18 protein-coding genes and 2 tRNA genes are annotated in these 24,270 nt (G+C 61.9%); 12 read left to right on the top strand and 8 right to left on the bottom strand.

Translation table 11 applies throughout. The features are described from left to right. Window positions 1-137 precede the first annotated feature (137 nt). The 3 genes from ACEN9O_RS02020 to ACEN9O_RS02010 form a co-directional block, all read right to left on the bottom strand. Window positions 138-213: transfer RNA gene (locus ACEN9O_RS02020), tRNA-His, on the bottom strand. Window positions 214-326: 113 nt separating this feature from the next. Further along, a complete protein-coding gene (gene murI / locus ACEN9O_RS02015) occupies window positions 327-1,166 on the bottom strand; it encodes a glutamate racemase (RefSeq protein WP_495615993.1) in 840 nt (279 codons plus the stop codon). Then, window positions 1,166-2,695, bottom strand: coding sequence for a fumarate hydratase (locus ACEN9O_RS02010; RefSeq protein ID WP_495615992.1), 1,530 nt, complete (start codon window positions 2,693-2,695; stop codon window positions 1,166-1,168). Before ACEN9O_RS02010 ends, murI begins: the two co-directional genes overlap by 1 nt. Before the next feature lie 255 nt (window positions 2,696-2,950). Between ACEN9O_RS02010 and acs the strand changes: the two genes are divergently transcribed. The 3 genes from acs (at window position 2,951) to ACEN9O_RS01995 (ending at window position 6,209) form a co-directional block, all read left to right on the top strand. Further along, the gene (acs, locus tag ACEN9O_RS02005; protein ID WP_495615991.1) at window positions 2,951-4,939 is read left to right on the top strand and encodes an acetate--CoA ligase; all 1,989 of its coding nucleotides are present in this window, start codon (window positions 2,951-2,953) and stop codon (window positions 4,937-4,939) included. A 170-nt stretch (window positions 4,940-5,109) separates the two neighbouring features. After that, window positions 5,110-5,200, top strand: a tRNA-Ser gene (locus ACEN9O_RS02000). 436 nt (window positions 5,201-5,636) lie between these two features. Continuing rightward, entirely contained in the window at window positions 5,637-6,209 is a 573-nt protein-coding gene (locus ACEN9O_RS01995) for a DUF6680 family protein (RefSeq protein ID WP_495615990.1), read from the top strand. 243 nt (window positions 6,210-6,452) lie between these two features. Here ACEN9O_RS01995 and speB read toward each other — a convergent pair whose 3' ends face one another. After that, window positions 6,453-7,379 (bottom strand): agmatinase, encoded by a 927-nt coding sequence (speB, locus tag ACEN9O_RS01990; RefSeq protein ID WP_495615989.1) that lies wholly within the window; start codon window positions 7,377-7,379, stop codon window positions 6,453-6,455. A gap of 108 nt (window positions 7,380-7,487) precedes the next feature. Next, window positions 7,488-8,987, bottom strand: a complete 1,500-nt coding sequence (pdxR, locus tag ACEN9O_RS01985) for a MocR-like pyridoxine biosynthesis transcription factor PdxR (protein WP_495615988.1) — start codon at window positions 8,985-8,987, stop codon at window positions 7,488-7,490. Between the two features lie 149 nt (window positions 8,988-9,136). On the opposite strand from pdxR, the gene ACEN9O_RS01980 reads away from it, so the two are divergent. From ACEN9O_RS01980 to ACEN9O_RS01945, 8 genes are all read left to right on the top strand, one after another. Next, window positions 9,137-10,255 carry an extracellular solute-binding protein gene (locus tag ACEN9O_RS01980; protein WP_495615987.1) on the top strand — a complete coding sequence of 373 codons (1,119 nt, stop codon included), beginning with the start codon at window positions 9,137-9,139 and terminating at the stop codon, window positions 10,253-10,255. A gap of 51 nt (window positions 10,256-10,306) precedes the next feature. After that, entirely contained in the window at window positions 10,307-11,461 is a 1,155-nt protein-coding gene (locus ACEN9O_RS01975; RefSeq protein ID WP_495615986.1) for an ABC transporter ATP-binding protein, read from the top strand. A 7-nt stretch (window positions 11,462-11,468) separates the two neighbouring features. Beyond that, window positions 11,469-12,386, top strand: coding sequence for an ABC transporter permease subunit (locus ACEN9O_RS01970; protein WP_495615985.1), 918 nt, complete (start codon window positions 11,469-11,471; stop codon window positions 12,384-12,386). Then, window positions 12,383-13,216 (top strand): ABC transporter permease, encoded by an 834-nt coding sequence (locus ACEN9O_RS01965; protein WP_495615984.1) that lies wholly within the window; start codon window positions 12,383-12,385, stop codon window positions 13,214-13,216. The genes ACEN9O_RS01970 and ACEN9O_RS01965 overlap by 4 nt, the downstream gene beginning before the upstream one ends. 176 nt (window positions 13,217-13,392) lie before the next feature. Next, a complete protein-coding gene (locus tag ACEN9O_RS01960; protein ID WP_495615983.1) occupies window positions 13,393-15,735 on the top strand; it encodes a TonB-dependent receptor in 2,343 nt (780 codons plus the stop codon). A gap of 11 nt (window positions 15,736-15,746) precedes the next feature. Next, entirely contained in the window at window positions 15,747-17,546 is a 1,800-nt protein-coding gene (locus ACEN9O_RS01955; protein ID WP_495615982.1) for an amidohydrolase, read from the top strand. 96 nt (window positions 17,547-17,642) lie between these two features. Further along, on the top strand, window positions 17,643-18,980 hold the full coding sequence (locus tag ACEN9O_RS01950) for a glutamine synthetase family protein (RefSeq protein ID WP_495615981.1): 1,338 nt from the start codon (window positions 17,643-17,645) through the stop codon (window positions 18,978-18,980). A gap of 10 nt (window positions 18,981-18,990) precedes the next feature. After that, the gene (locus ACEN9O_RS01945) at window positions 18,991-20,355 is read left to right on the top strand and encodes an aspartate aminotransferase family protein (protein ID WP_495618415.1); all 1,365 of its coding nucleotides are present in this window, start codon (window positions 18,991-18,993) and stop codon (window positions 20,353-20,355) included. On the opposite strand, the gene udk is transcribed toward ACEN9O_RS01945, so the two are convergent. Together udk and ACEN9O_RS01935 are read right to left on the bottom strand one after the other, a co-directional pair. Further along, window positions 20,352-20,993 carry a uridine kinase gene (udk, locus tag ACEN9O_RS01940; protein WP_495615980.1) on the bottom strand — a complete coding sequence of 214 codons (642 nt, stop codon included), beginning with the start codon at window positions 20,991-20,993 and terminating at the stop codon, window positions 20,352-20,354. The genes ACEN9O_RS01945 and udk overlap by 4 nt on opposite strands. A gap of 101 nt (window positions 20,994-21,094) precedes the next feature. Continuing rightward, complete coding sequence (locus ACEN9O_RS01935) at window positions 21,095-21,601, bottom strand: transglycosylase SLT domain-containing protein (protein ID WP_495615979.1); 507 nt, start codon at window positions 21,599-21,601, stop codon at window positions 21,095-21,097. A gap of 192 nt (window positions 21,602-21,793) precedes the next feature. Between ACEN9O_RS01935 and ACEN9O_RS01930 the strand changes: the two genes are divergently transcribed. Further along, window positions 21,794-22,615: a GNAT family N-acetyltransferase gene (locus ACEN9O_RS01930; RefSeq protein WP_495615978.1), complete on the top strand. Its 822-nt coding sequence runs from the start codon at window positions 21,794-21,796 to the stop codon at window positions 22,613-22,615. 57 nt (window positions 22,616-22,672) lie between these two features. Here ACEN9O_RS01930 and ACEN9O_RS01925 read toward each other — a convergent pair whose 3' ends face one another. Then, window positions 22,673-24,253, bottom strand: a complete 1,581-nt coding sequence (locus tag ACEN9O_RS01925; RefSeq protein ID WP_495615977.1) for an isocitrate lyase — start codon at window positions 24,251-24,253, stop codon at window positions 22,673-22,675. Between the last annotated feature and the right edge of the window lie 17 nt (window positions 24,254-24,270).

The raw sequence follows: 24,270 nt of genomic DNA, 5'->3' as shown, positions 1-24,270 counted from the left end.
CTTGAATATTCACCAATTGTAACTTTATGGAAATATTAACTACTTGCCAGCGCTTACATGGCGGCGGAAGGGTGGCCCATAACGAAAAAGGGTTACAAGCCGAAGCGTGTAACCCTTTGATCTTACTGCGAATTCTGTGGGGTGGCTGATGGGGCTCGAACCCACGACAACAGGAATCACAATCCTGGACTCTACCAACTGAGCTACAGCCACCACTGATTTACTTCACTTTGTCTACTGTTTCGTAGACAGGTGCCGAATTATACAAGCCAGTTTTGAATCCTGCAAATCTAAATGCAAAGTTTTTTCAAAAAGTACCGGCTTGCTTAAACGTTAACCTTTTCCACTGCCGGATGCAGGCCCAGCAAATTGGCGAATGCCGGCGCCAGCGCGCTGACGTCCGCCGTCGTGTAGCCGCGCAGCGAGGCGGGCGCCTCACCGTCGCCGCGCGCCGGACGCAGCAGGCCGGCGGCCTCCAGCAGGCGCACCAACTGGCGGGCCACGGCGTCGCCGGTATCGATCAGGGTCACGCCCTGGCGGCCGTGCGTGTGCAGCACCCGTTCGATGCCGGTCTGGACGAAGGGATAGTGGGTGCAGCCCAGCACCAGCGTATCGGCGCCCTGGTCCAGCAGCGGCGCCACGTATTGCTCCAGCAGCGCGGCGATGGCGGGCGTTTCCAGATCGCCCAGTTCGATCTGGTCGACCAGACCGACGCACGGTTGCAGCAGGAACTCCGTCTGGGTGGCGGCGCTGATCTGCTCGCGCAGTTGCAGGAATTTTTCGCCCTTGAGCGTGCGCGCCGTCGCCAGGACGCCAACCTTGCCGCTGCGCGTGATGGCCGCGGCCGGCTTCAGCCCGGGCTCGACGCCGACCACCGGCAGATCGGGATAGCGCGCCCGCACCGCCTTGATGGCGGCCACGGTCGCGGTATTGCAGGCCACCACCAGCGCCTTGATGCCGCGCTCCAGCAGGAAGGCGGCGACCAGCAGCGCGCGGTCGACCACATACTGTTCGGTCTTTTCGCCGTAGGGCGCGTGGCCGGAATCTGCGAAGTAGATCAAGTCCTCCGCCGGCAGCTGCGCCCGGATGTGGCGCAGCACCGACAGCCCGCCCACGCCGGAATCGTAGACACCGATGGGAGCACCGGGAGTGCGGGCGGCGTGCATCAGGCCGTCACGACCGGAACGTTCAGCTGCTCGATCTTGGCTTTCCATTCCTTCGGACCGGTTTCGTGCACCGAGGTACCGGCGGCATCGACCGCCACGGTCACCGGCATGTCGACCACGTCGAACTCGTAGATCGCTTCCATGCCCATGTCGGCAAAGCCCAGCACCTTGGCGCCCTTGATCGCCTTCGACACCAGGTAGGCCGAGCCGCCGACCGCCATCAGGTAGGCCGACTTGTGCTTCTGGATCGATTCGATCGCCACAGGGCCGCGCTCGGCCTTGCCGATCATCGCGATCAGGCCGGTTTTCTCCAGCATCATGTCGGTGAACTTGTCCATGCGGGTGGCGGTGGTCGGGCCGGCAGGGCCCACCACTTCATCGCGCACCGGATCGACCGGGCCGACGTAGTAGATCACGCGGTTCTTGAAGTCCACCGGCAGTTCTTCGCCCTTGGCCAGCATGTCCTGGATGCGCTTGTGCGCGGCGTCGCGGCCGGTCAGCATTTTGCCGTTCAACAGCAGGGTCTGGCCCGGCTTCCACGAAGCGACTTCTTCCTTGGTCAGCGTGTTCAGGTCGACGCGCTTGGACTTCTCGGTGTCCGGCGCCCAGCTGACGTCAGGCCAGGTCGACAGCGGAGGCGGCGTCATGTAGGCGGGGCCGGAGCCGTCCAGCACGAAGTGGCCGTGGCGGGTGGCGGCGCAGTTCGGGATCATGGCGACCGGCTTGGAGGCGGCGTGGGTCGGATAGGTCATGATCTTCACGTCCAGCACGGTCGTCAGGCCGCCCAGGCCTTGCGCGCCGATGCCCAGCGCGTTGATGCGGTCGCACAGTTCGATACGCAGTTCTTCCAGCTTGTTCTGCGGGCCGCGCTGCTTGAGCTCGTACATGTCGATGTCTTCCATCAGCACTTCCTTCGCCATCAGCATCGCCTTCTCGGCGGTGCCGCCGATGCCGATACCCAGCATGCCAGGCGGGCACCAGCCGGCGCCCATGGTCGGCACGGTCTTCAGCACCCAGTCGATCAGCGAATCGGAAGGGTTCATCATGACCATCTTGGATTTGTTTTCCGAGCCGCCGCCCTTGGCCGCGACCTTGACGTCGACGGTGTTGCCCTCGACCAGTTCCATGTGGACCACGGCCGGCGTATTGTCCTTGGTGTTCTTGCGGTCGAAGTGCGGATCGGCCACGATGGAGGCGCGCAGCTTGTTGTCGTCGTAGTTGTAGGCGCGGCGCACGCCTTCGTTGACGGCGTCGGTGACGGTGCCGGAGAAGCCCTCGAAGCGCACACCCATGCCGATCTTCAGGAAGACGTTGACGATGCCGGTATCCTGGCAGATAGGACGCTTGCCTTCAGCGCACATGCGCGAGTTGGTCAGGATCTGTGCGATCGCGTCCTTGGCGGCCGGGCTTTGCTCGGTGTCATAAGCGCGTGCCAGATGCTGGATATAGTCGGCAGGATGGTAGTAGCTGATGTACTGCAGTGCGGCGGCAACGGATTCAATCAGGTCTTCTTGCTTTATGATGGTCATGGTGTTCTCGCGTGAGTGAGTGGAATGCTTGGTGGGATTCTTGACGTTGAATTGGGGCAGGCTAACGAGATGCCGACATTTTACACGTGCTGCTCAGCAATCGCAGCGGCATGTGAGGGCTACGTATGGTTGATGAAATATTGGTAAAATTGCATAGGGCATTACATCCTCCGCCGGGGATCATCAATCTGTAAGGGCTCAGTAAGCGACGAAGTTTATGTTTATGACAAACGATTACAAACTCTGGAGACAAGTATGAGCAGCACTACTACGCAACAAGGTCCACAGGAATCCCGCATCTTCACGCCTCCGGCGGCGTTTGCAGCTCAGGCCACCGTGGCCGGCATGGACGCCTACAACGCGCTGTGCGCGGAAGCGGCGGCCGACTACGAAGGCTTCTGGTCGCGCCTGGCGAAGGAAAACCTGGTCTGGCAAAAGCCGTTCACCAAAGTGCTGAACGAAGCCGACGCACCTTTCTACAAATGGTTTGAAGACGGCCACCTGAACGTCTCGTACAACTGCCTGGATCGCAATCTGCAAAACGGCAACGCCGACAAGACCGCCATCATCTTCGAGGCGGACGACGGCAAGTCGGTCCACGTCAGCTACAAGGAATTGCACGAGAAGGTCTGCAAATTCGCCAACGGCTTGAAATCGCGCGGCATCAAGAAGGGTGATCGCGTGATCATCTACATGTCGATGTCGGTGGAAGGCGTGGCCGCGATGCAGGCCTGCGCGCGCATCGGCGCCACGCACTCGGTGGTGTTTGGCGGCTTCTCCGCCAAGTCGCTGCAGGAGCGCATCATCGACGCCGGCGCGGTGGCTGTGATCACCGCCGACGAGCAACTGCGCGGCGGCAAGAACCTGCCGCTGAAAGCCATTGTCGACGAGGCGCTGGCGCTGGGCGGCTGCGACACCATCAAGGACGTGATCGTCTACAAGCGCACCGGCGGCAACATCGCCTTCAAGGAAGGCCGCGACTTGTGGCTGCATGAGCTGGTCGCCAACCAGCCGGCCGAATGCGAGCCGGAGTGGGTGGATGCCGAGCATCCGCTGTTCATCCTGTACACGTCGGGCTCGACCGGCACGCCGAAGGGTGTGCAGCATTCGAGCGGCGGCTACCTGTTGTGGGCGGCGCTGACGATGAAGTGGTCGTTCGACATCAAGCCGACCGATGTGTACTGGTGCACGGCCGACATCGGCTGGGTCACGGGCCACAGCTACATCGCCTACGGCCCGACGGCGGTGGGCGCGACGCAGGTGGTATTCGAAGGCGTGCCGACCTTCCCGAACGCCGGCCGCTTCTGGGACACCATCGCCAAGCACAAGGTCAGCATCTTCTACACCGCGCCGACGGCGATCCGTTCGCTGATCAAGGCGTCGGATGTGGACCCGAAAGTGCATCCGAAAAATTACGACCTGTCGTCGCTGCGTTTGCTGGGCACGGTGGGCGAGCCGATCAATCCGGAAGCGTGGATGTGGTACTACACGCAGGTGGGTGGCGAGAAGTGCCCGATCGTCGATACCTTCTGGCAGACCGAAACCGGCGGCCACATGATCACGCCGCTGCCGGGCGCGACGCCGATGGTGCCGGGTTCGTGCACCTTGCCGCTGCCGGGCATCATGGCGGCCATCGTGGACGAGGCGGGTGTGGATGTGCCGAATGGGCAGGGCGGTATCCTGGTCGTCAAGCGTCCTTGGCCTTCGATGATCCGTACCATCTGGAATAATCCTGAGCGGTTCAAGTCGAGCTATTTCCCAGAGGAGTTGGGCGGCAAGATGTACCTGGCTGGCGATGGGGCGATACGCAACAAGGATACGGGTTACTTCACGATCACCGGTCGTATCGATGATGTGCTGAACGTGTCGGGCCACCGCATGGGCACGATGGAGATTGAATCGGCGCTGGTGGCCAATCCGCTGGTGGCTGAGGCTGCGGTGGTGGGCAAGCCGGACGATACGACCGGCGAGTCGATCTGCGCGTTTGTGGTGTTGAAGCAGGCGCGTCCGACCGGGGATGAGGCCAAGAAGCTGGCGCTGGAGCTGCGCAACTGGGTGGCCAAGGAGATCGGGCCGATCGCCAAGCCTAAGGAGATCCGGTTTGGGGATAACTTGCCGAAGACGCGTTCGGGCAAGATCATGCGGCGTCTGCTGCGGGTTCTGGCCAAGGGCGAGGTGATTACGCAGGATGTGTCCACGCTGGAGAATCCGGCGATTCTGGAGCAGCTGAAAGAGGCTTCCTAATCAGCGTCGCGTCGTCCTAGCGAAAGCGGGGACCCATGCTGAGTTTGCCGTAGCCGGACGCTTAAGATTAGCGCCGAAAGTAGCAAAGAAGCTGGAGGGTTAAATAATGTTGGTACTCTCTGGAATCTTTGCTATAATTCGCGGCTTCTCCGAAAGGGGAAAGTGATGCAGGAGAGGTGGATGAGTGGTTGAAGTCGCACGCCTGGAAAGCGTGTATAGGTTCATAGCCTATCGGGGGTTCGAATCCCCCTCTCTCCGCCAAGGACACAAAAGCAAAAGGCCACCCTCGGGTGGCCTTTTTGTTTTTGTGTCCTTGGCGGAGAGAAGCAAGCCCCCTGCGGGGCTTGCGCGGGGATTCGAAGGCATCGCCCCTGCAGGGGCGAGCCGCTCCGAATCGTCTAATTGCCATCGCGTAGCGGTGGCGCGCCGAAGGCGCCGCGCGCAGCGCAAAATTCCTTAAGGAACTATTCCCTAACCATTTGTCAGATTGCCGGAACTGACCCTCTAAGCGCTGACCCTCTAAGCGCGCGCTGGGCCAGCTGCTTGGGTCGGCGCAGCTTTGCCACGCGAGTAGCGCTTCGGCAGCAGTGCGCCGGTGGCCTTTTTGTGTTGATGGCGCGGTGGTAGTGTTTAACACGGGATAAGTCGTAGATCGTGCTACTATTTTCCTTTTGTTAATAAAATGTGGACTATGGATATGACGGTCAAGCTCAGCGATCTGTTGATGGTTCTGGCGGCCCTCCTCGGACCGATTCTGGCCGTGCAGGCGCAAAAGTGGGTTGAACGCAGTCAAGCAAGAAACGCGATTAAGGATGAAATTTTCAAGTCTTTGATGGCGACGCGCGCAACTCGCCTCTCGGCAGAGCACGTGCAAGCTCTGAACATGATCGACATTGCTTTCTACGGCCGTAACGTGCGCGGCGAACGTAAGCAGACCAAGGCAGAGAAGAACGTCACCCGAGCTTGGCACGAGTACTTCGCCACACTCGAAGAGAGTGTCGGCCCAGACGGCACGCAAGATCAGCACGGGAGACTCACCGCGCGAAGAGATGACAAATTCAACGAGTTGCTCGTCGCAATCGCCACGGCTCAAGGCTACGATTTCGAGGCGCTCGAGTTGCGTAAGCGCAGGTACAATCCAGAGGCTCACAACAGTCTGGAAAATCAGGCGCTTGCAATCAGAACGGGCGTAGAGGCTGTACTATCTGGTCGGCAATCCATCAAAATGGAAGTGACGAATCTCCCGCCTCCCCCAAGCAACGATCGATAACATCACGCCATCATCGGCCCCATCTCATGTTTGTGTGTGAAATGGAGGAGAAAAGTTTTTAGGGGCAGGGATGGGGCATAAATATAATCTCGGCCTGTTGAGGTGGGCACTCATACGACGTATAGAGTGAGATTGGGGCGGGGCTCCCGCCAGGAACAAGTAGTAAGACATCCAAAGATGTCCAGAAATTCCCAGCGAGGTAGCGGTTTTTTTGTTTCGTCGCCCATCTGCCATAAAGACAGATCACGGGATACGCTTTGCCACCTGCCCGCAAAGATATGTCCACACCAGCGTCGCGGCCACATTCGCGGTCAATTGCGCATGGTCATAAGGTGGCGAGACCTCGACACAGTCCATGCCGCACCAGTTCAAATCCGCTAGCGCTTCAATGAAACTGAGAACCTGTGCCGACGTCATGCCACCGGGCTCCGGCGTACCGGTTCCAGGGGCATACGCAGGATCGAGACAGTCGATATCGAGTGACAGATAGACGAACGGGTTGCCGGCTGCCGTCATGCGGGCGCGGATTTCATCGAACACTTCCGCGAGCTGGCTGGCGCTTTCTCGTCCACGCAATTCGCGGGCGGTAAAGATGCGTCCGCCGATGTCATTGACGTATTCACGAGCGTCGCGCTCGCCTGACGAGCGGATGCCGACCTGGATCGTCGCCTGGGGAATCACAAGCCCCTCTTGCACCGCTTCGTAGACCCAGGTGCCATGGCCCGATGGTTCTCCAAAATGGCTGGTCCACGTGTCGCAATGCGCATCGAAGTGTATCAATGCCACTGGGCCATACAGCTTGTGCATGGCGCGCAGCAGCGGCAGGGTCACCGAATGGTCGCCGCCGAGCCAGACCATGTGATACTGATTTAACAGCGCGCTGGCGCGCGGCATCAGTGCCTCGCGCATCGCGTCGATGCTGGTGTTTGGCAGCAGCAGATCGCCGACATCGGACAAGGACGCTTGGGGCGCGATATCAAACAGCGGGTGGATGGCGTCGCACAGCATCTGGGATGCCAGGCGAATCGACTGTGGTCCGAAGCGTGCGCCCGGACGATTGCTGACTGCGCCATCGAAATTAATACCGGCGAGGCCAAACGGCGTGTCCGTGACGGTGGGCGCGTTTAAAAACGTGCCCATGGAACGGTAGGCAAAGTCATGATCTGGCATGGGCTTCTTTTTAAGTGAGTCGACGACCTGAAATAGTGCTCGACACTGGTCTTGCTGTATAGGTCCACAATGCCGTTTCAGATGGAACCACTTTGGGCGCGCGGCGGCTTAGCGGATACCGGCGCCAATGACGGAGGCCAGCAGCCTGCCGTAATAGGAAATTTTTTCCGGCAGCACATAGGCGTAGCCGATGAGCAGGCCGCGCCGCGCAGGCGCTTCCAGATAATAGGTCGACAGCGCCCGAACAAACATCCCCGATTCGGCCGCCAGCGCCGCGACGGCGACATCATCCACGTGCTCGGGCAACTCCAGCACGAGGTGCAGGCCCGATTCCTCGCTTGAAATGGCTACCCGCTGGCGCAGGTGCGCCGACATATGCGTCATCAGGGTGCGGCGGAGCATCTCGCGGCGCGCGCCATAGCTTTGCCTGAGCTTGCGGATGTGGGTCGTGAAATGGCCCAGTGCCATGAAATCGGCCAGGGTCGCCTGTATCGTCAACTGCCCCGGGCGCTGCAAATCATAGAGGGCGCTCTTGAAGCTGCCGGCCAAGGCGGGCGGTACGACCAGATAGGCGACCTTGATGCCGGGGAACAGAACCTTGGAGAAGGTACCCATGTAGAGCACCCGGTCGTTCTCATCGAGGCCTTGCAGCGCCGCCAGCGGGCGCCCGGTGTAACGGAATTCGCTGTCATAGTCGTCTTCCAGCACCCACGCGTTTTTTGCAGTGGCGACCTCAAGCAGCATGCGCCGCCGTACCAGGCTCATTACGACACCGGTCGGATACTGATGCGATGGTGTGACATAGATGATGCGCGGATTTGTGGCGAGATCTTCCTCCCGTAGCGCCATCCCTTCGCCATCGACCGGGATGGAATGGAGCTTCAGGTCGCGCGCCCGCAATACCCGCCGCGCCGCCCAGTAGCTCGGGTCCTCGATCCACACGGTGTCGCCCGCGTCGGCCAGCAATTGCGCGCACAGATCGAGCGATTGCTGGGTGCCCGCCGTGATCATCACCTGGTCGACCGAGACGTTGACCGAGCGCGACAACCGCAAATATTGGACGATGGCCTGGCGCAGCGGCAGATAGCCGCCCGATTGACCGTAGTCGAGCAAGTCGGCGCGGGCATCGCGCCACACCCGGTTTTGCAGCCGCAGCCACACCTTGACCGGGAACGAGGAGAAGTCGGCGTCACCTGGTGCAAACGGCTGGATTTCATAGCGCGGGCCCGCCGCAGAGGCGGCCAGCTCCTGCCCGCGCACCGATAGCATGGTCTCCTCGGCCTGCTGCGTCTGGCGCGTTGCCGTCGCATGCTGGCCGCCCATGTGTTCCCGGTGCGCGCGCAGATCCGCCACGTAGGTGCCGCTGCCAAGTTCGCTCCTGACATAGCCCTCGGCCGCCAGTTGTTCGAATGCGGCGATCACCGTGTTGCGCGCCACGCCCAGATCGCGCGCCAGGTCGCGGCTGGACGGCAGCTTGCTGTGCGCTTCCAGAACCTGTTGATAGATCGCCGCCTTGGCGGCCTCGTAAAGGCGGCGTTGCTGCGGCAGACGCGGGTGGAATTCCGCTTGCAGCAAGGTTTGCGCGAGCAAGTCCGCGGTTGGCGACATGGGGACGATCTCCAAGGTGGTTCTATCAATTATTGCAAAGTGGCACTCATCATGAGGCCCCATTGTGACTATGATGTCACAACTTTGTAGCGAAGCAAAATCAAAAAATGGCCAAACCGCTCGTCCTCGTGTCCGCTTGCATCCACCAGATGGATGGTCATGCCATCCGCGCCGCGCAGCTCATTCTTGCTGCCGTCATTGGGGCGCTGGCCCTGGCGATGCCGGCCTCGGCCCAAGAAGAGAAGGTGCTCAATATCTACAATTGGTCCGACTATATCGGCACCGACACCATCAAGAACTTTGAGAAGGAAACCGGGATCAAGGTGCGTTACGACGTGTACGACAGTAACGAGGTCCTGCATGCGAAGCTGAGCGCGGGTAACACCGGCTACGACATCGTCGTGCCTTCGGTGAACTGGGCGCCGCTCCAGCTGCGGGCTGGCCTGCTGCGCGAGCTCGACAAATCCAGGCTGCCGAACCTGGCCTATGTCGACCCGCAACTGCAAGCCAAGCTGGCCAAGGTGGACCCAGAGAACCGCCATCTGGTGATCTGGCTGTGGGGCTACACGACGCTGGGCATCAATATCGACAAGGTCAAGGCGGCGCTGGGGCCGCTGCCGATGCCGGGCAACACCTGGGAACTGCTGTTCAACCCCAAGTATGCCGCGCGCCTGCAGTCCTGCGGGATCTCGGTGCTCGACTCGCCCTCGGAGGTGCTGCCGCCGGCATTGAGCTACGCGGGCAGGCCGGCCTATTCGACCGTGCCGGCCGATTACCAGGCGGCGGGCCAGCTGTTGAAAAGCATCCGGCCTTTCATCACCTTGTTCAGCGCCTCCGGCTATATCAACGATCTCGCCGATGGCTCGATCTGCCTTGCCCTGGGCTGGTCGGGCGACATCAACATCGCGCGCCAACGCGCCATCGCCGCCCGCGATGGCGTTCGCATCGAGGCGCTGCCACCCAGAAAGGGTTCGACCATCGTGCTGGACTCAATGGGCATCCCGGCGGACGCTCCGCATCCGCACAACGCTCTGCTCTGGATTAATTACGTGCTGCGCCCTGAGGTCCAGGCCGGTTTGACGAATAAAGTGTTTTACGCCAACGCCAGCCTGGCGTCGTTCAAGTATGTCGATCCTGCATTGGCGCGCAACACCAGCCTGTTCCTGAGTGACGACGAGAAGCAGCAGCTGATCGTGCCGGAGGCCTTCACCCTGCCGATCAGGCGGCTGGTCAGCCGCACCTACACGCGCTTCAAGACGGGCTTTTGATCGACCAACGATGCGTCCACTTCCCTTTCCTTCGATTCCTGGTGTAACCCTATGACGACTGTTCCTCCTGGCACCGCTTCGATTGAACGCGGCCAGCCCTTCCTGCTGCTGCAGAATCTGATCAAGAGCTTCGATGGCGTACGCGCCGTCAATGATGTCTCTATCACTATCAACAAGGGCGAGATCTTCGCCTTGCTCGGCAGTTCAGGATGCGGCAAGTCGACCCTGCTGCGCATGCTGGCCGGGTTTGAAACGCCGACCTCCGGCGACATTGTGCTGGAAGGGAAGAGCCTGGTCGGCATCGCCCCGCATGAACGACCGATCAACATGATGTTCCAGTCGTATGCGCTGTTTCCCCACCTGACGGTATGGGACAACATTGCCTTCGGCTTGCGCCGGGATGGCCTCGCGCGCGACGCCATCGCCGAGCGGGTCGGGCAGATGCTGGAACTGGTGCAAATGCAGCGCTACGCCCAGCGCAAGCCGCATCAGTTGTCCGGCGGGCAGCAGCAGCGCGTCGCCCTGGCGCGCAGCCTGGCCAAGCGGCCCAAGTTGCTGCTGCTCGATGAGCCGCTGGGCGCACTCGACAAGAAGCTGCGGGAGCGCACCCAGACCGAGCTGGTCAACATCATCGAGCAGGTCGGCGTCACTTGTGTCATGGTGACCCATGATCAGGACGAGGCGATGAGCATGGCCAGCCGGGTCGCCGTCATGAGCGAAGGCCGGATACGCCAGGTCGACGCGCCCGGCGACGTTTATGAAACGCCATCCTGCGTGTTCGTCGCCGACTTCATCGGCAACATCAATCTGTTCGCGGGCCATGTGCAGGTCGACGAGGCCGATCACATCGTGGTGGCCGGCGAGGAGGCGGGCTTGTCCCTGTTCGTCCCGCATGGCATCACGGGCACCCTGGGCATGGCGGTGCACGTCGGCGTGCGGCCCGAAAAAATTGTCTTGCAGCTGGAGGCTCCGCAAGCGGATGCGCGCGCCCAGGCGTCCGAGCACGGCTACAACTGCGTCGAGGGCGTGATCGCGTCGATCGCCTATTTCGGCAACCAGACTCATTATGTGCTGCGCCTCGACAGCGGGATGTCGTTGAAGGCGACCCGCATCAACAACGCCCGCTTCGATAGCGCCAGCCTGGAACGCGAGCAACGCGTCCATGCCTGGTGGGATGGCAGCGATGCAGTGGTGTTGACGAGCTGAGGCGCCGATGATTCCTTTCCTGAACAAATTGACCCCGGCGCGTGCGCTGAGCGACCGCCGCTACGTCATCGGCGTGCCATTCACCTGGCTGGTGGTGACCTTCCTGCTGCCTTTCCTGATCGTCCTGCGCATCAGTGTCAGCGAGACAGAGGGCGAAGACCCGTTCGGCACGGTGATGAGCTATGCCGACGGTCTCATAGACCTGAAGGTGAAGATTGCCAATTACCTTTTCATCTTCAACGATGAACTGTACTTGTACACCTACCTGAATTCGATCAAGTACGCCGCGATCACGATGCTCTTGTGCCTCCTGGTCGGCTATCCCTTCGCCTATTTCATCGCGCGCTCGCGGGCGGCCATCCGGCCGGTCCTGCTGATGCTGGTGATGCTGCCGTTCTGGACCTCGTTCTTGCTGCGCATCTACGCGTGGAAAGGCATCCTCGCCAACCAGGGCATCGTCAACCGGGCGCTGTTGTCGCTGGGCTGGATAGACGCTCCCCTGCATATGATGAACACCGAGTTTTCCCTGTTGATCGGCATGGTGTACGCCTATCTGCCGTTCATGATCCTGCCCCTGTACGCGAACCTGGTCAAGCTCGACGAACGTTTTCTGGAAGCCGCGGCCGACCTGGGCGCCACCCCCTGGCAGGCATTTTGGCGGGTCACCGTGCCGCTGTCGCGCTCGGGCATCATCGCCGGCGCCATGCTGGTGTTCATTCCCGCCGTCGGAGAGTACGTGATCCCCGAATTGCTGGGCGGGCCGCGCACCTTGATGATCGGCCATGTGTTGTGGGACGAATTTTTCACCAATAACGATTGGCCGATGGCGTCAGCCGTGACCGTCGTCGTGATTCTTCTTATCCTGGTCCCCATGACTATCTTCAACAAGTACCAGGCCGAGCAGGCTGAGCGGGGCGCGGCATGAGGACCTTGCAGCGCTGGTTTGGCCGCAGCTGGCTCGTGATGGGCTACCTGTTCCTGTACTTCCCGATCGCCGTGCTGATCGCGTTTTCCTTCAATAGCTCCCGCCAGAACATGGCGTGGACCGGCCTGTCCCTGGTTTGGTATGGCGAGTTGATGAAGGACGTCGAATTGCTCACCGCCTTCGTGCTGTCCTTGAAGATCGCCTTCGCGAGCGCCTTCGCCTCGGTGATCCTGGGCACATTTGCCGCCTACGTCCTGGATCGCTACAAGCGCTTCCGTGGCCGGACTTTGTTCTCCGGCATGGTGAGCGCGCCGCTGGTCATGCCGGAGGTAATTATCGGTGTGTCGCTGCTGCTCATGCTGGTGTCCTGTCAAAAGCTGCTCGGCTTTCCGGGCCGCGGCAGCGCCACCATCTGGCTGGGGCACACCCTGCTGGGCATGGCCTACGCCGCCGTGGTGGTGCAGTCGCGCTTGCGGGAACTGGATAAATCGCTGGGCGAGGCTGCCGTGGACCTGGGGTGCAGGGCCTATCAGGTCTTCTTCCTGATCACCTTGCCGAATATTGCCCAGTCGCTTGCGTCGGCATTTCTGTTGACCTTCACCCTGTCGCTGGACGATGTGGTGCTGTCCGCCTTCCTGTCCGGCCCCGGTTCGTCCACCATGCCGATTGTCATATTTTCCCGGGCGCGCCTGGGCCTGGATCCACGCGTCAACGCGGTTGCCACGATCACGGTGCTGGTGGTGTCGTGTTGCATCATCGGTTCCAGTTACATGCTGGCGCGCGCCGCGCGACGTCGGGCCCTGCGTCTTCGATCAGATCGGGAATGCTGAGTGGTTCTATGAATGCGACGAAAGTGGTGCTGATCACGCGCCATAAATTGGATTAATATAAATTGTTTATACGCATCAAGTGCGTGCCACCCACGACGAGGCGCGGATGGGGTGATGGGATTGAACACCTGGTTTTTTATTTAGTAATTCTAATTTCATTCATTGGGAGAATACTTATGTCAATCACACCACGACGCCTGACACTGCTTGTTTCGCTGGCGGTGACTTCGATGGCCGCCACCCCGCGCGGCTGGTCGGCGGAGACGGATGCCGCACCTGGCGAGACGCCCGCCAACAAGGCCGACATCACGGAAGTGATCGTTACCGCGCAGAAGATCCGTCAACCGATCAGCAAGGTTCCAATGAGCATCAGCGCGGTGACCGGGGCGTCGCTGGAAAAAGAGGGCATCGCCAGCATCGGCGACTTGTCGCGCATCGTGCCCGGCCTGACGGTGCGCCAGGACAGCGAGCCGCAAGTGTCGATCCGCGGCCTGCAATCGACGGTGGGCGCCGCCACCACGGCGATCTACATCGACGATACGCCGATCCAGATGCACAATGTGCTGGCCGCGACCGCCAGCGCGTTCCCGCGTATTTTCGATCTCGACCGAGTCGAGGTATTGCGCGGGCCGCAGGGCACGCTGTTTGGCGCCGGCTCGGAGGGCGGCACCGTGCGTTTCATCACGCCTACCCCCAGCCTGACCGAGCGCAGCGGCTTCGCGCGTTCCGAAGTCTCGACCACGGCCGGCGGCGCGCCGAGCTACGAGGCGGGCGTTGCCTACGGCGCGCCGATCGAGGAGGGCAAATCGGGCTTTCGCGCCAGCCTCTGGCGCCAGCGCAGCGGCGGATATCTCGACCGTGCCGATATCAACACCGGCGCCACCACGGGAACCGATACCAACTCCGTCATTTCCACGGTGGGGCGGCTGGCATTCGTGTTCGCACCGACGCCACAGTTGACCATCACTCCGTCCATCCTGTACCAGCAGACCAAGCGCGCGGACAAGGATGCGTATTTCGAGGACGCCGGAGTCAACCGCAGCTATGCCAAGATCGCGCAGCCGTCCAACGACCGTTTCTCTCTTTCAGCGTTGACCGTCCAATACGATCTCGATACAACCTCGGTCAAATCGATCACCTCCTACTTCCAGCGCACGCAGAACCGCATCGACGACTATTCGTATTTCGAGGCTGCCGCTTACCAGGGCGGCCACGCCAGCGTTGACGGCTATCCGAATTACACGGCGGTGGAACATAACACCACGCCGCAGAAAAATTTCGTGCAGGAGCTGCGTTTTTCTTCGATCAACAAGCCCGGCGACAAGCTGAGCTGGATCGGCGGGCTGTACTACTCGCACACCAAGCAAAGCCTGCACCAGACCATCAACGAGCCGATCGGGCAACTGACCATGTCCGCATTCGGCGCGACGCCGCTGGAATTCTTCGGCGTGCCGGACACGGGTCCCTATCAATGGGTCGAGGATGAGAAATTCGTCCAGCGCGAAGCGGCGCTCTTTGGTGAATTCAATTACAAGCTCACGCGTCAGCTCAAGTTGACCGCCGGGCTGCGGGTAGCGCGCAATGCGTTCTCCTTCACCGACGTCCAGGATGGCGTGGAGGCGGGCGGACCTCACGTGTACGGCGGTAGCTCGTCGGAAACGCCGGTGACGCCGAAGTTGGGCGCCAGTTACGAGCTCACCCCGGACCACATGGTCTACGCCACCGCTGCCAAGGGTTACCGTCCGGGTGGCGCCAACTCCGCCATGGCCGGCAACCCGGCCTGCGTCAACGGATCGCCCGGCACTGTGAGCCTGACCAGCCTGGGGTTGAAGGACGCGCCCAGCACCTACGGTTCCGATTCGGTGTGGAGCTATGAACTCGGCGACAAGGTCAAGCTGATGGACCGCCGCGTCACCTTGTCCGGCAGCCTGTACTGGATCGACTGGAGCAAGATCCAGACCGGCGTATTCGTCAGCAGCTGCGGCCTGTCCTACACCACCAACCTGGGCAAGGCGGTCAGCAAGGGCTTCGACCTGCAACTCCAGACGCGTGTCGCGCAAAGCACGACCTTGACTGCCGCGATCGGCTACGGCGACGCCCACTATGTGACCGATGCCCGCCGCCCCGACGGTTTGTTGCTGGCCAAGAGTGGTGACCAACTCATCAACACACCCACCTGGACGGTAGCCCTGGGCGCACAGTACGACTTCCAGCTCAACGAAAATATCGCCGGCTTCGCCCGCCTGGATTACCAGTTTTCCGGACGCTACAAAGGCAGCCCGAGCGCCGATGTGACGGGCTACGATGCCAGATTGTTCGACGGTCCTTCCAGTTCCTTCGTCTCCGCCCGCGCGGGCTTGACGCGCGGCCCCTGGGAGTTGACGGGCTTCGTCAACAACTTGCTGAACGCGCAACCCATGCTGAACCGTCAAAACACCGGCATACCGGGCAACGATCGCCTCCTTAACGTCACGTTCCGTCCGCGCACCGTGGGCGCCAACCTTGCTTACCGCTTCTAAGGACACACGCAATGCGAATCTCAACTTACTGTAAGGCGCTGTGCCTGCTGCCACTGGCCGCTGCCATGGCGCTGTGCCAGGCGGCCGCGCCGGCGGCCGATACGATCTACCGCAACGGCTATATCTATACCGTGGACGCCAAGGACAGCGTTCAGCAGGCATTGGCCGTGCGCGACGGACGCATCGTCTACGTCGGCAAGGACGGCGGCGTCAATGCATTGCGCGGCAAGCACACCAAGGTGGTCGACCTGCACGGGCGCATGCTCATGCCTGGCCTGGTGGATGGCCACATGCATCCGATGGCGGGCGGCGCGCAGCTGCTTAAATGCAATCTGAACTATGAGGCGTTGACGATAGCCCAGTTTCAATCGCGCATACAGGCTTGCCTGGATCACGAAGGCAAGAATGACCCGTCCAGCTTGCTGGTGGTGGTGAACTGGTTCCAGCAAAGTATGCTGCCAGCCGGAACCGAGGCGGACCATGCGACGCTCGACGCGTTGAAGACCGCGCGTCCGATCCTGGTCCTATCGTCGTTCGCCCATTCGGCCCTGGTGAACAGCCGCGCTTTGGAACTGGCGGGTATCAAGCGTGACACGCCGGATCCCGCCGCCGGCAAGATCACGCGCGATGCCGCGGGCAACGCGACCGGCATCCTGGAGGACAGTGCGCAGCAACTCGTCGACAAGCTGATGCCGCAGGAATCGGCCGCTGACCGCGTGGCGGCGGTGCGGGCGGCGTTGAGCGTCATGGGCCGGCAGGGCATCACCAACTTCCTTGACGCCGCCGCCAGCGAGGAGGGTATCGAAGCGTTCGCGACGCTGCAGAAGCAGGGCGAACTGACTGCGCGGGCGCATTTCGCGGTGGTGATTCCGCCAGAGGCCGCAGCCAGTGACGCGATCAAAGCGGTCGACGCGGTGCGTTCCCTGGCGGCGCGTTACGACCAGGGCAAGCCGGTGCCGGCGCCGGCGCTGAACGTGGGCGCGGCCAAGCTCTTCATGGATGGCGTCATTGCCGCGCCGGCGCTGACCGGCACCATGCTGCAGCCATATAACGTCAATCAAGGTACCGCCAAAGATCCGCACTGGGTGGCCGGCACCAGCAAGGGGCCGAGTGCCTATTTCCAGCCCGAGGTGCTGAACACGGTATTGCTCGAACTGGCCAAGGACGGGCTCGATCCGCACATCCACGTCGACGGGGATGGCGCCGTCCATGAGGCCCTGAACGGTATCGCATATCTGCGCTCGACGGCGGCGGGCAAGGACGCGCGGCCTGCGCTGGCGCACAACGAGATAGTCGACGCGGCCGATTTTCCGCGCTTTGCGGCGCTGAATGCCTCCGCGGTGCTCTCGTTCCAGTGGGAAAAGCCAGCACCGGACACGCTCGGCGGCCTGCAGGGCTATCTGGATCCGTCCCGTTACGAGACCATTGAACCGGCCGCCCCGTTCCACAAGGACGGCGCACGGATTGTTTACGGCAGCGACTGGCCGATCGACCCGCTCGACGAATGGTTCGCGCTGAAGGTCGGTATGACCCGCACCAACGCGCCGGAGGCCGGACCGGAGTTTGCCGGCCGTCTGGGCCGCGATGCCGGTCTTTCCGCCGCCACCGTGATACGTGCCATTACCTACAACGCGGCCTACTCGCTGCGGCAGGAGCAGGAAACGGGCTCGCTGGAGCCGGGCAAACTGGCCGATCTGATCGTCCTGGATCGCAACTTCTTCAAGGTCAAGCCTGAGGACGTGGCCAAGACCAAGGTCTTGCTTACCGTGGTGGGCGGCAAGACCGTTTATCGGGACCCGGCCTTCAAGTAGCAGCTTCGCGCCAGACGGGACGCAAGCCTGGCATTGGATTTGAATTGAGAATTGCTGCCGCTGAAACGGCCGATATTTTTTAACCCGGGGACCAGTATGAGCCAGACCATGCGCGATTTTTTGCGCGAAAATAATATTCACGAAGTCGAATGCGTGATTGCCGACATGACCGGCATCGCGCGCGGGAAGATCCTGCCCAAGGACCTGTTTCTCGGCGAGGGCGAGATGCGGCTGCCGAAAAGCGTTCTGCTCAACACGGTCAATGGCGAACAGCCCAACAACATGCCCTACGTGGGGGCGACCGACCCCGACATGATCTGCGTGCCGGACCTGGCCACCATCCGCGTGGTGCCGTGGGCGGCCGAGGCGGTCGCGCTGGTGATCCACGACTGCCAGAATTTCGACGGCTCGCCGGTCGGCCTGTCGCCGCGCGCGGTGCTGCGCCGTGTGCTGGGCCTGTACGCGGCGCGCGGCTGGCAGCCGGTGGTGGCGCCCGAGATGGAGTTCTATCTGGTGGCGCGCAACACCAATCCGCACGAGCCACTGTCGCCGCCGCTGGGCCGCAGCGGCAAGCCGGAACTGGGGCGCCAGTCCTATTCGATCGACGCGGTCAACGACTTCGACCCGTTTTTCCTGGAGCTGTCGGCGTTTTGCAAGACCCACGAACTGGGCGTCGAAACCCTGATCCATGAGGCCGGCGCGGGCCAAATGGAGATCAATTTCTCGCATGGCAACGCGCTGGAACTGGCGGACCGCGTATTCCTGTTCAAGCGCGCGGTGCGCGAGACGGCGCTGCGGCACGGGATCTTCGCCACCTTCATGGCCAAGCCCATGGAGACTGAGCCGGGCAGCGCGATGCACATCCACCAGAGCATCCTCGACGTCAACACCGGGAAGAACGTGTTCAGCAACGCCGATGGCAGCCCCAGCGCGCTGTTCTTCAGCTATATCGCCGGGCTGGAAAAGTACGTGCCGCCGGCCACGCTGCTGTTCGCGCCGCACGTCAATTCCTACCGCCGCCTGTCGCGCTTCATGTCGGCGCCGACCAATGTGCGCTGGGGCTACGACAACCGCACCGCCGGCATCCGGGTTCCGAATTCGAACCCGGCCAACCGCCGCGTGGAGAACCGGGTGCCGGGCGTGGACGTCAATCCTTACCTTGCGATGGCTGCCACCCTGATCTGCGGCTACCTTGGCATGGTCGAGGAGCTCAAGCCGTCCGATCCGACCGAAGGCGCCGCCGTCCACGTGCATGACGAGCTGCCGCGCAACCTGGAGGACGCGATCTCGCGCCTGCGTCAATGTTCGCCGCTGAGCGAGGCGCTGGGCGAATTGTTCGTGCAGGCTTTTTGCGAGGTCAAGGAGCTGGAGTTTGCAACCTATAGCCGTGTCATCAGTTCGTGGGAACGCGAACACCTGATGCTGCTCGTGTGAGGTAACGATGATGAAATCAAATCTACGCAGTGGCGTCGACTGGACCCGCGCCCAGGCATTGCGCAGCGCGGAGCAGGCGCGCTTCGCACAGGACAATCCGCACTCCCTGGCCCTGGCCGGGCGCGCTCAGCAGCACATGCTGTTTGGCGTGCCGATGCACTGGATGAAGGACTGGTCGACCCCGTTTACCCTGACGGTCGCGCAGGCGCGCGGTGCCCATTTCACGGATGTGGACGGACACCGCTATCTCGATTTCTGCCTCGGCGATACGGGAGCGATGTTCGGCCACGCGCCCGCGCCGGTTGCGCGCGCCATCGCGCGCCAGGCCGAGCGAGGCTACACGGCGATGCTGCCGTCCGAGGACGCGGCCTGGGTCGCCGAAGAATTGGCCGCGCGCTTCGGCCTGCCCTTGTGGCAGTTCGCGCTGTCGGCGTCCGACGCCAACCGTTTCGTGCTGCGCTGGTTGCGCGCCGCGACCGGACGCAGCAAGATCCTGGTGTTCAACGGCTGCTATCACGGTACCGTCGACGACGTGTTCGTCGATCTGGTCGACGGCAAGCCGGTGCAGCGCGACAGCCTGCTTGGCCAGGTGCATGCGCTCACCGACCACACCGTGGTGGTCGAATTCAACGACCTGGCCGCGCTCGACGCCGCGCTGTCCGGCGGCGACGTGGCCTGCGTGCTGGCCGAGCCGGTGATGACGAATATCGGCATGGTACTGCCGCAGGACGGCTACTGGCGCGAGGCGCAAGCCATCATGCGCCGCCACGGCACCCTGCTGGTGATGGACGAGACCCACACCATCAGCAGCGGCCCGAGCGGCTACGCGCGCGCGCACGGCATCGAAGCCGATGCGCTGGTGCTGGGCAAACCTATCGGCGGTGGGGTGCCGTGCGCAGTCTACGGCTTTACGGAGGCGCTTGCGCGCCAGGTCGAACAGGCCAAGCGCACCGCGCCGCCCGGGCATTCCGGTGTCGGCACCACCCTGAGCGCCAACATGTTCGCGATGGCGGCGATGCGCGCCAACCTGGCCGAGGTGATGAACGACGAGGCCTATGGCATCATGTTTGCGCTGGCCGACCAGATGGCGGCCGGCTTGCGCGCCATCATCGGCAGACACCGGTTGCCGTGGTGCGTGACGCAGGTTGGCGCGCGCACCGAATTCCAGTTCACGCCGACCGCGCCGGTCAACGGCACGCAGGCGGGCGCCTGCATGGATGCCGAACTTGAGCACATCATCCACCTCTATCTGCTCAACCGAGGCATCCTGATCACACCGTTCCACAATATGCTGCTGGTGTGTCCCGAGACCAGCGCCGCCGACGTTGCGCACTTCTTGCAAGTATTCGAGGATTGCGTGCGCGCCCTGGTTTAGGGGCGCTTCAACTGGCCAATAACGCTCGCCACCTTGGTGGTGATCATATCGACTGCCGGGCCATTGGCGCCGTGCGGAATAATGACATCGGCGTAGCGCTTGGTCGGTTCGATGAATTGCTTGTGCATCGGGCGGACGGTTTCCAGATACTGGCCGACGACGCTTTCCACCGAGCGGCCGCGCTCGGTGATGTCCCTTTGCATGCGGCGGATGAAGCGGATGTCGGAGGCGGTGTCGACAAAGATCTTCAGCGACATCATGTCGCGCAAGTCCGCGTCATACAAGGCAAACAGGCCTTCGATGACGATGACCGGGGCCGGCTTGACTGGAATGGTCCGGTTGGAGCGGTTGTCGATCGTGAAGTCGTACTCCGGCATCTCGATCGCTTCGCCGTTGCGCAAGGCTTGCACGTGCTGCACCAGCAATGGCCAGTCGAACGCCTGCGGATGGTCGTAATTCTGCTGGCGGCGGACTTCCGGGGTGAGGTGGGTCTGGTCGCGGTAGTAGTCGTCCTGCATCACGACCGAGACCATTTCAGCCCCAAACGAAGCCAGCACGCGCTGGGAAACGGTGGACTTGCCACTGCCGCTACCGCCAGCGACGCCAATGATAAAAGGTTGGAAAGAAATCTTGTTCATGGCCGCATGATACCGGAACCGCGACTGAACTGACAGGACCGGCTATTTCCAATAAGGCAATCGGCGGTCCTGTGAGGATGTCAGCGCTGTGCGATACACCTTCAACGCACCATATCCCTCAAGATCTGCATGGAGTCGGGACTGGCCGCCAGCTTGCCCGCCGCCCCGTTGATTTTGTTGAAATAAATACCATCCCTGACGCCGCGATAATCCTTGTACGCCTCGACGATGGGGAATCTGGCACGCGCCGCCCGGTTCTTGTTGATGAGCGCCTGCAGATACGCGGTGCCGGTTCGGATGTTGGTGGCCTCGTCCACAAACTCCGGGCTGTCATGGAAGGCGTCGGCTTCGCGGTAAAGGTCGGCTTCCGGCCGGCGGTCCTTGGGCGGCTTCGCCAGATTGGCCAGGCGCGCCAGTTCGCGAACCGGCGCCTTCAGCAATTGCATGAGCCCGCGCGCGGAACTGCCTTGTGCGCTGGCATTCTTGTCAAACCGCGACTCCATGTAGATCTGGTAGATGATGAGGTCGCTGCTTTGCGAGCACTGATTGTTGGCATCAACCAGCGCGCGGATTTCGCGCAGCCTGGCGGAATCGTCGGAATCTTCCATGATGGTCTCCTCGTCGGCGTCGTACGACAGTGAGCCGTAGCAGGCGCGGTTGGTCAATTATTGAATGGACGTGCCGGCGCGATTTGAGCAAACGCAGGAGTGCGGGACGGGCTTTGTATTCGGTGCGCGCTAGAATGCGATATCGCCGACCGGGAGCTGAACATGCCTGCATCACCGCTGGAAATTCGTCAAATGAATGAGGCCGAACTTGAAGTCGCCTTGAGCTGGGCGGAGGCCGAGGGCTGGAATCCCGGCCTGCACGATGCCACATGTTTTTACGCCGCCGACCCCGGCGGTTTTCTGACCGGCGTGCTGGACGGTGAGCCAATCGCGAGCATCTTCGCGGTGAAATACGGCGCCGGCTTTGGCTTCATCGGCGGCTACATCGTCAAGCCGGCCTGGCGTGGCCACGGACATGGCTGGGCGCTGTGGCAGGCCGCGATGGCCCGCCTGGCCGGCCGCAACATCGGGCTCGACGGTGTGGTGGCGCAGCAGGCCAACTATGCCAGGTCGGGCTTCCGTCTCGCGCATCGCAATTTCCGCTACGAAGGGCGGGGCAGTGGACAGCCATTGGATGCGCACGACATCACGCCGCTGTCCGCATTGAGCGATGAGGAAATCCGCCGCTACGATCGCAGCTTTTTCCCGGAAGAGCGCGACCGTTTCCTGCAAGGCTGGGTGCGGCATAAGCAGCACATCGCGCTTGGCGTCGCGGGCGCGCAGGGCTTGACCGGCTACGCGGTGGCGCGGCCGTGCCGCATGGGCTACAAGATCGGTCCCTTGTTTGCCGATACGCCCGCCGTGGCGGAGCAGTTGTTTGCGAGCGTGCTGGGCAGGCTGGCGCCGGATACGCCGGTGTTTCTCGATGTCCCCGAACTGAACCCGGCGGCCGTCGCGCTGGCCGAGCGCCATCAGATGCAGCGTTGCTTTGAAACCGCGCGCATGTACACGCGCGAAGCGCCCGATATCAACATGGACAGGCAGTACGGCATCACCACCTTCGAGCTGGGCTGAGCACCGGCGAAAAAAAAGCTCGCCGAAGCGAGCTTTTTAATCACACGGGAACCCCGATCAGAACTGGTTCATGGTGTTGTCTTTACCAGCGGCCTTCAGCGCTGCTTCGCCGCTGAAGTAATCCTTGTGATCGTCGCCGATGTCCGAGCCGGACATGTTCTGGTGCTTGACGCAGGCGATGCCCTGACGGATCTCTTTGCGCTGCACGCCAGCCACGTAGCCCAGCATGCCCTGGTCGCCGAAGTATTCCTTGGCCAGGTTGTCGGTCGACAGCGCGGCGGTGTGGTAGGTCGGCAGCGTGATCAGGTGATGGAAGATGCCGGCTTCGCGGGCTGCATCAGCCTGGAAGGTGCGGATCTTCTCGTCGGCCGCGATCGCCAGTTCGCTGGTGTCGTATTCCACGCTCATCAGCTGGGCGCGCTCGTAGGCCGACACATCCTTGCCTTCTGCCTTCATCGCGTCGTACACCTGCTGGCGGAAGTTCAGCGTCCAGTTGAACGATGGGCTGTTGTTGTACACCAGCTTGGCGTTCGGGATCACTTTGCGGATTTCGCTGACCATGCCGCCGATCTGGGCGATGTGCGGTTTTTCGGTTTCGATCCACAGCAGGTCGGCGCCGTTTTGCAGCGAGGTGATGCAGTCGAGCACGCAGCGCGCTTCGCCGCTGCCGGCGCGGAACTGGAACAGGTTGCTTGGCAGGCGCTTAGGACGCAGCAGCTTGCCTTCGCGCTTGATGATGACGTCGCCGTTGCCCAGCGCGTCGGCCGACACTTCTTCGCAATCGAGGAAGGCGTTGTATTGGTCGCCCAGGTCGCCTGGCGTGTTGGTCACGGCGATCTGCTTGGTCAGGCCTGCGCCCAGCGAGTCGGTGCGGGCGACGATGATGCCGTCGTCCACGCCCAGTTCCAGGAAGGCGTAGCGGATCGCGCGGATCTTGGCCAGGAAGTCTTCGTGCGGCACGGTGACCTTGCCGTCCTGGTGACCGCATTGCTTCTCGTCCGACACCTGGTTCTCAACCTGGATGCAGCAGGCACCGGCTTCGATGAACTGCTTGGCCAGCAGGTAGGTCGCTTCGGCGTTGCCGAAACCGGCGTCGATGTCGGCGATGATGGGCACGACGTGGGTCACGTGGTTGTCAATTTGCGACTGGATGGCTGCCTTGGCAGGGCCTTCGGCGGCGTCCAGCTGGCGGAACAGGCCGCCCAGTTCGCGGGCGTCGGCCTGGCGCAGGAAGGTGTACAGCTCTTTGATCAGCGCCGAGACGGCGGTCTTTTCGTGCATCGACTGGTCAGGCAGCGGGCCGAATTCGGAACGCAGCGCGGCAACCATCCAGCCCGACAGGTAGAGGTAGCGGCGGTCGGTGCTGTTGAAGTGCTTCTTGATCGAGATCATTTTTTGCTGGCCGATGAAACCGTGCCAGCAACCCAGCGACTGGGTGTACTTCGACGGGTCCGCATCGTAGGCGGCCATGTCGGCGCGCATGATCTTGGCGGTGTACTTGGCGATGTCCAGACCGGTCTTGAATTTGTTCTGGGCGCGCATGCGGGCGGCCGACTCGGGATTGATGGCGTTCCAGGCGCTGCCTTGTTGCTCTTTCAAACCAGCAACTGCCTTGATGTCGTCTTGATATTGGGACATGTGTATCTCCTAAAAAT

Source organism: Duganella sp. Dugasp78 (assembly GCF_059491455.1).
Note: the sequence above shows the minus strand (reverse complement) of the source record. Positions and strands in the feature narration are given on the sequence as shown.

Excerpts from the sequence above, each read along its gene's own strand:
- ACEN9O_RS01950 (WP_495615981.1), top strand. The coding sequence starts at position 17,643 with ATGAGCCAGACCATGCGCGATTTTTTGCGCGAAAATAATATTCACGAA.
- ACEN9O_RS01965 (WP_495615984.1), top strand. The coding sequence starts at position 12,383 with ATGAGGACCTTGCAGCGCTGGTTTGGCCGCAGCTGGCTCGTGATGGGC.
- acs (WP_495615991.1), top strand. The coding sequence starts at position 2,951 with ATGAGCAGCACTACTACGCAACAAGGTCCACAGGAATCCCGCATCTTC.
- ACEN9O_RS01970 (WP_495615985.1), top strand. The coding sequence starts at position 11,469 with ATGATTCCTTTCCTGAACAAATTGACCCCGGCGCGTGCGCTGAGCGAC.
- ACEN9O_RS01960 (WP_495615983.1), top strand. The coding sequence starts at position 13,393 with ATGTCAATCACACCACGACGCCTGACACTGCTTGTTTCGCTGGCGGTG.
- ACEN9O_RS02010 (WP_495615992.1), bottom strand. The coding sequence starts at position 2,695 with ATGACCATCATAAAGCAAGAAGACCTGATTGAATCCGTTGCCGCCGCA.
- speB (WP_495615989.1), bottom strand. The coding sequence starts at position 7,379 with ATGCCAGATCATGACTTTGCCTACCGTTCCATGGGCACGTTTTTAAAC.
- ACEN9O_RS01995 (WP_495615990.1), top strand. The coding sequence starts at position 5,637 with ATGACGGTCAAGCTCAGCGATCTGTTGATGGTTCTGGCGGCCCTCCTC.
- ACEN9O_RS01945 (WP_495618415.1), top strand. The coding sequence starts at position 18,991 with ATGAAATCAAATCTACGCAGTGGCGTCGACTGGACCCGCGCCCAGGCA.
- ACEN9O_RS01980 (WP_495615987.1), top strand. The coding sequence starts at position 9,137 with ATGGATGGTCATGCCATCCGCGCCGCGCAGCTCATTCTTGCTGCCGTC.
- udk (WP_495615980.1), bottom strand. The coding sequence starts at position 20,993 with ATGAACAAGATTTCTTTCCAACCTTTTATCATTGGCGTCGCTGGCGGT.
- pdxR (WP_495615988.1), bottom strand. The coding sequence starts at position 8,987 with ATGTCGCCAACCGCGGACTTGCTCGCGCAAACCTTGCTGCAAGCGGAA.
- ACEN9O_RS01935 (WP_495615979.1), bottom strand. The coding sequence starts at position 21,601 with ATGGAAGATTCCGACGATTCCGCCAGGCTGCGCGAAATCCGCGCGCTG.
- ACEN9O_RS01955 (WP_495615982.1), top strand. The coding sequence starts at position 15,747 with ATGCGAATCTCAACTTACTGTAAGGCGCTGTGCCTGCTGCCACTGGCC.
- ACEN9O_RS01925 (WP_495615977.1), bottom strand. The coding sequence starts at position 24,253 with ATGTCCCAATATCAAGACGACATCAAGGCAGTTGCTGGTTTGAAAGAG.
- ACEN9O_RS01930 (WP_495615978.1), top strand. The coding sequence starts at position 21,794 with ATGAATGAGGCCGAACTTGAAGTCGCCTTGAGCTGGGCGGAGGCCGAG.
- ACEN9O_RS01975 (WP_495615986.1), top strand. The coding sequence starts at position 10,307 with ATGACGACTGTTCCTCCTGGCACCGCTTCGATTGAACGCGGCCAGCCC.
- murI (WP_495615993.1), bottom strand. The coding sequence starts at position 1,166 with ATGCACGCCGCCCGCACTCCCGGTGCTCCCATCGGTGTCTACGATTCC.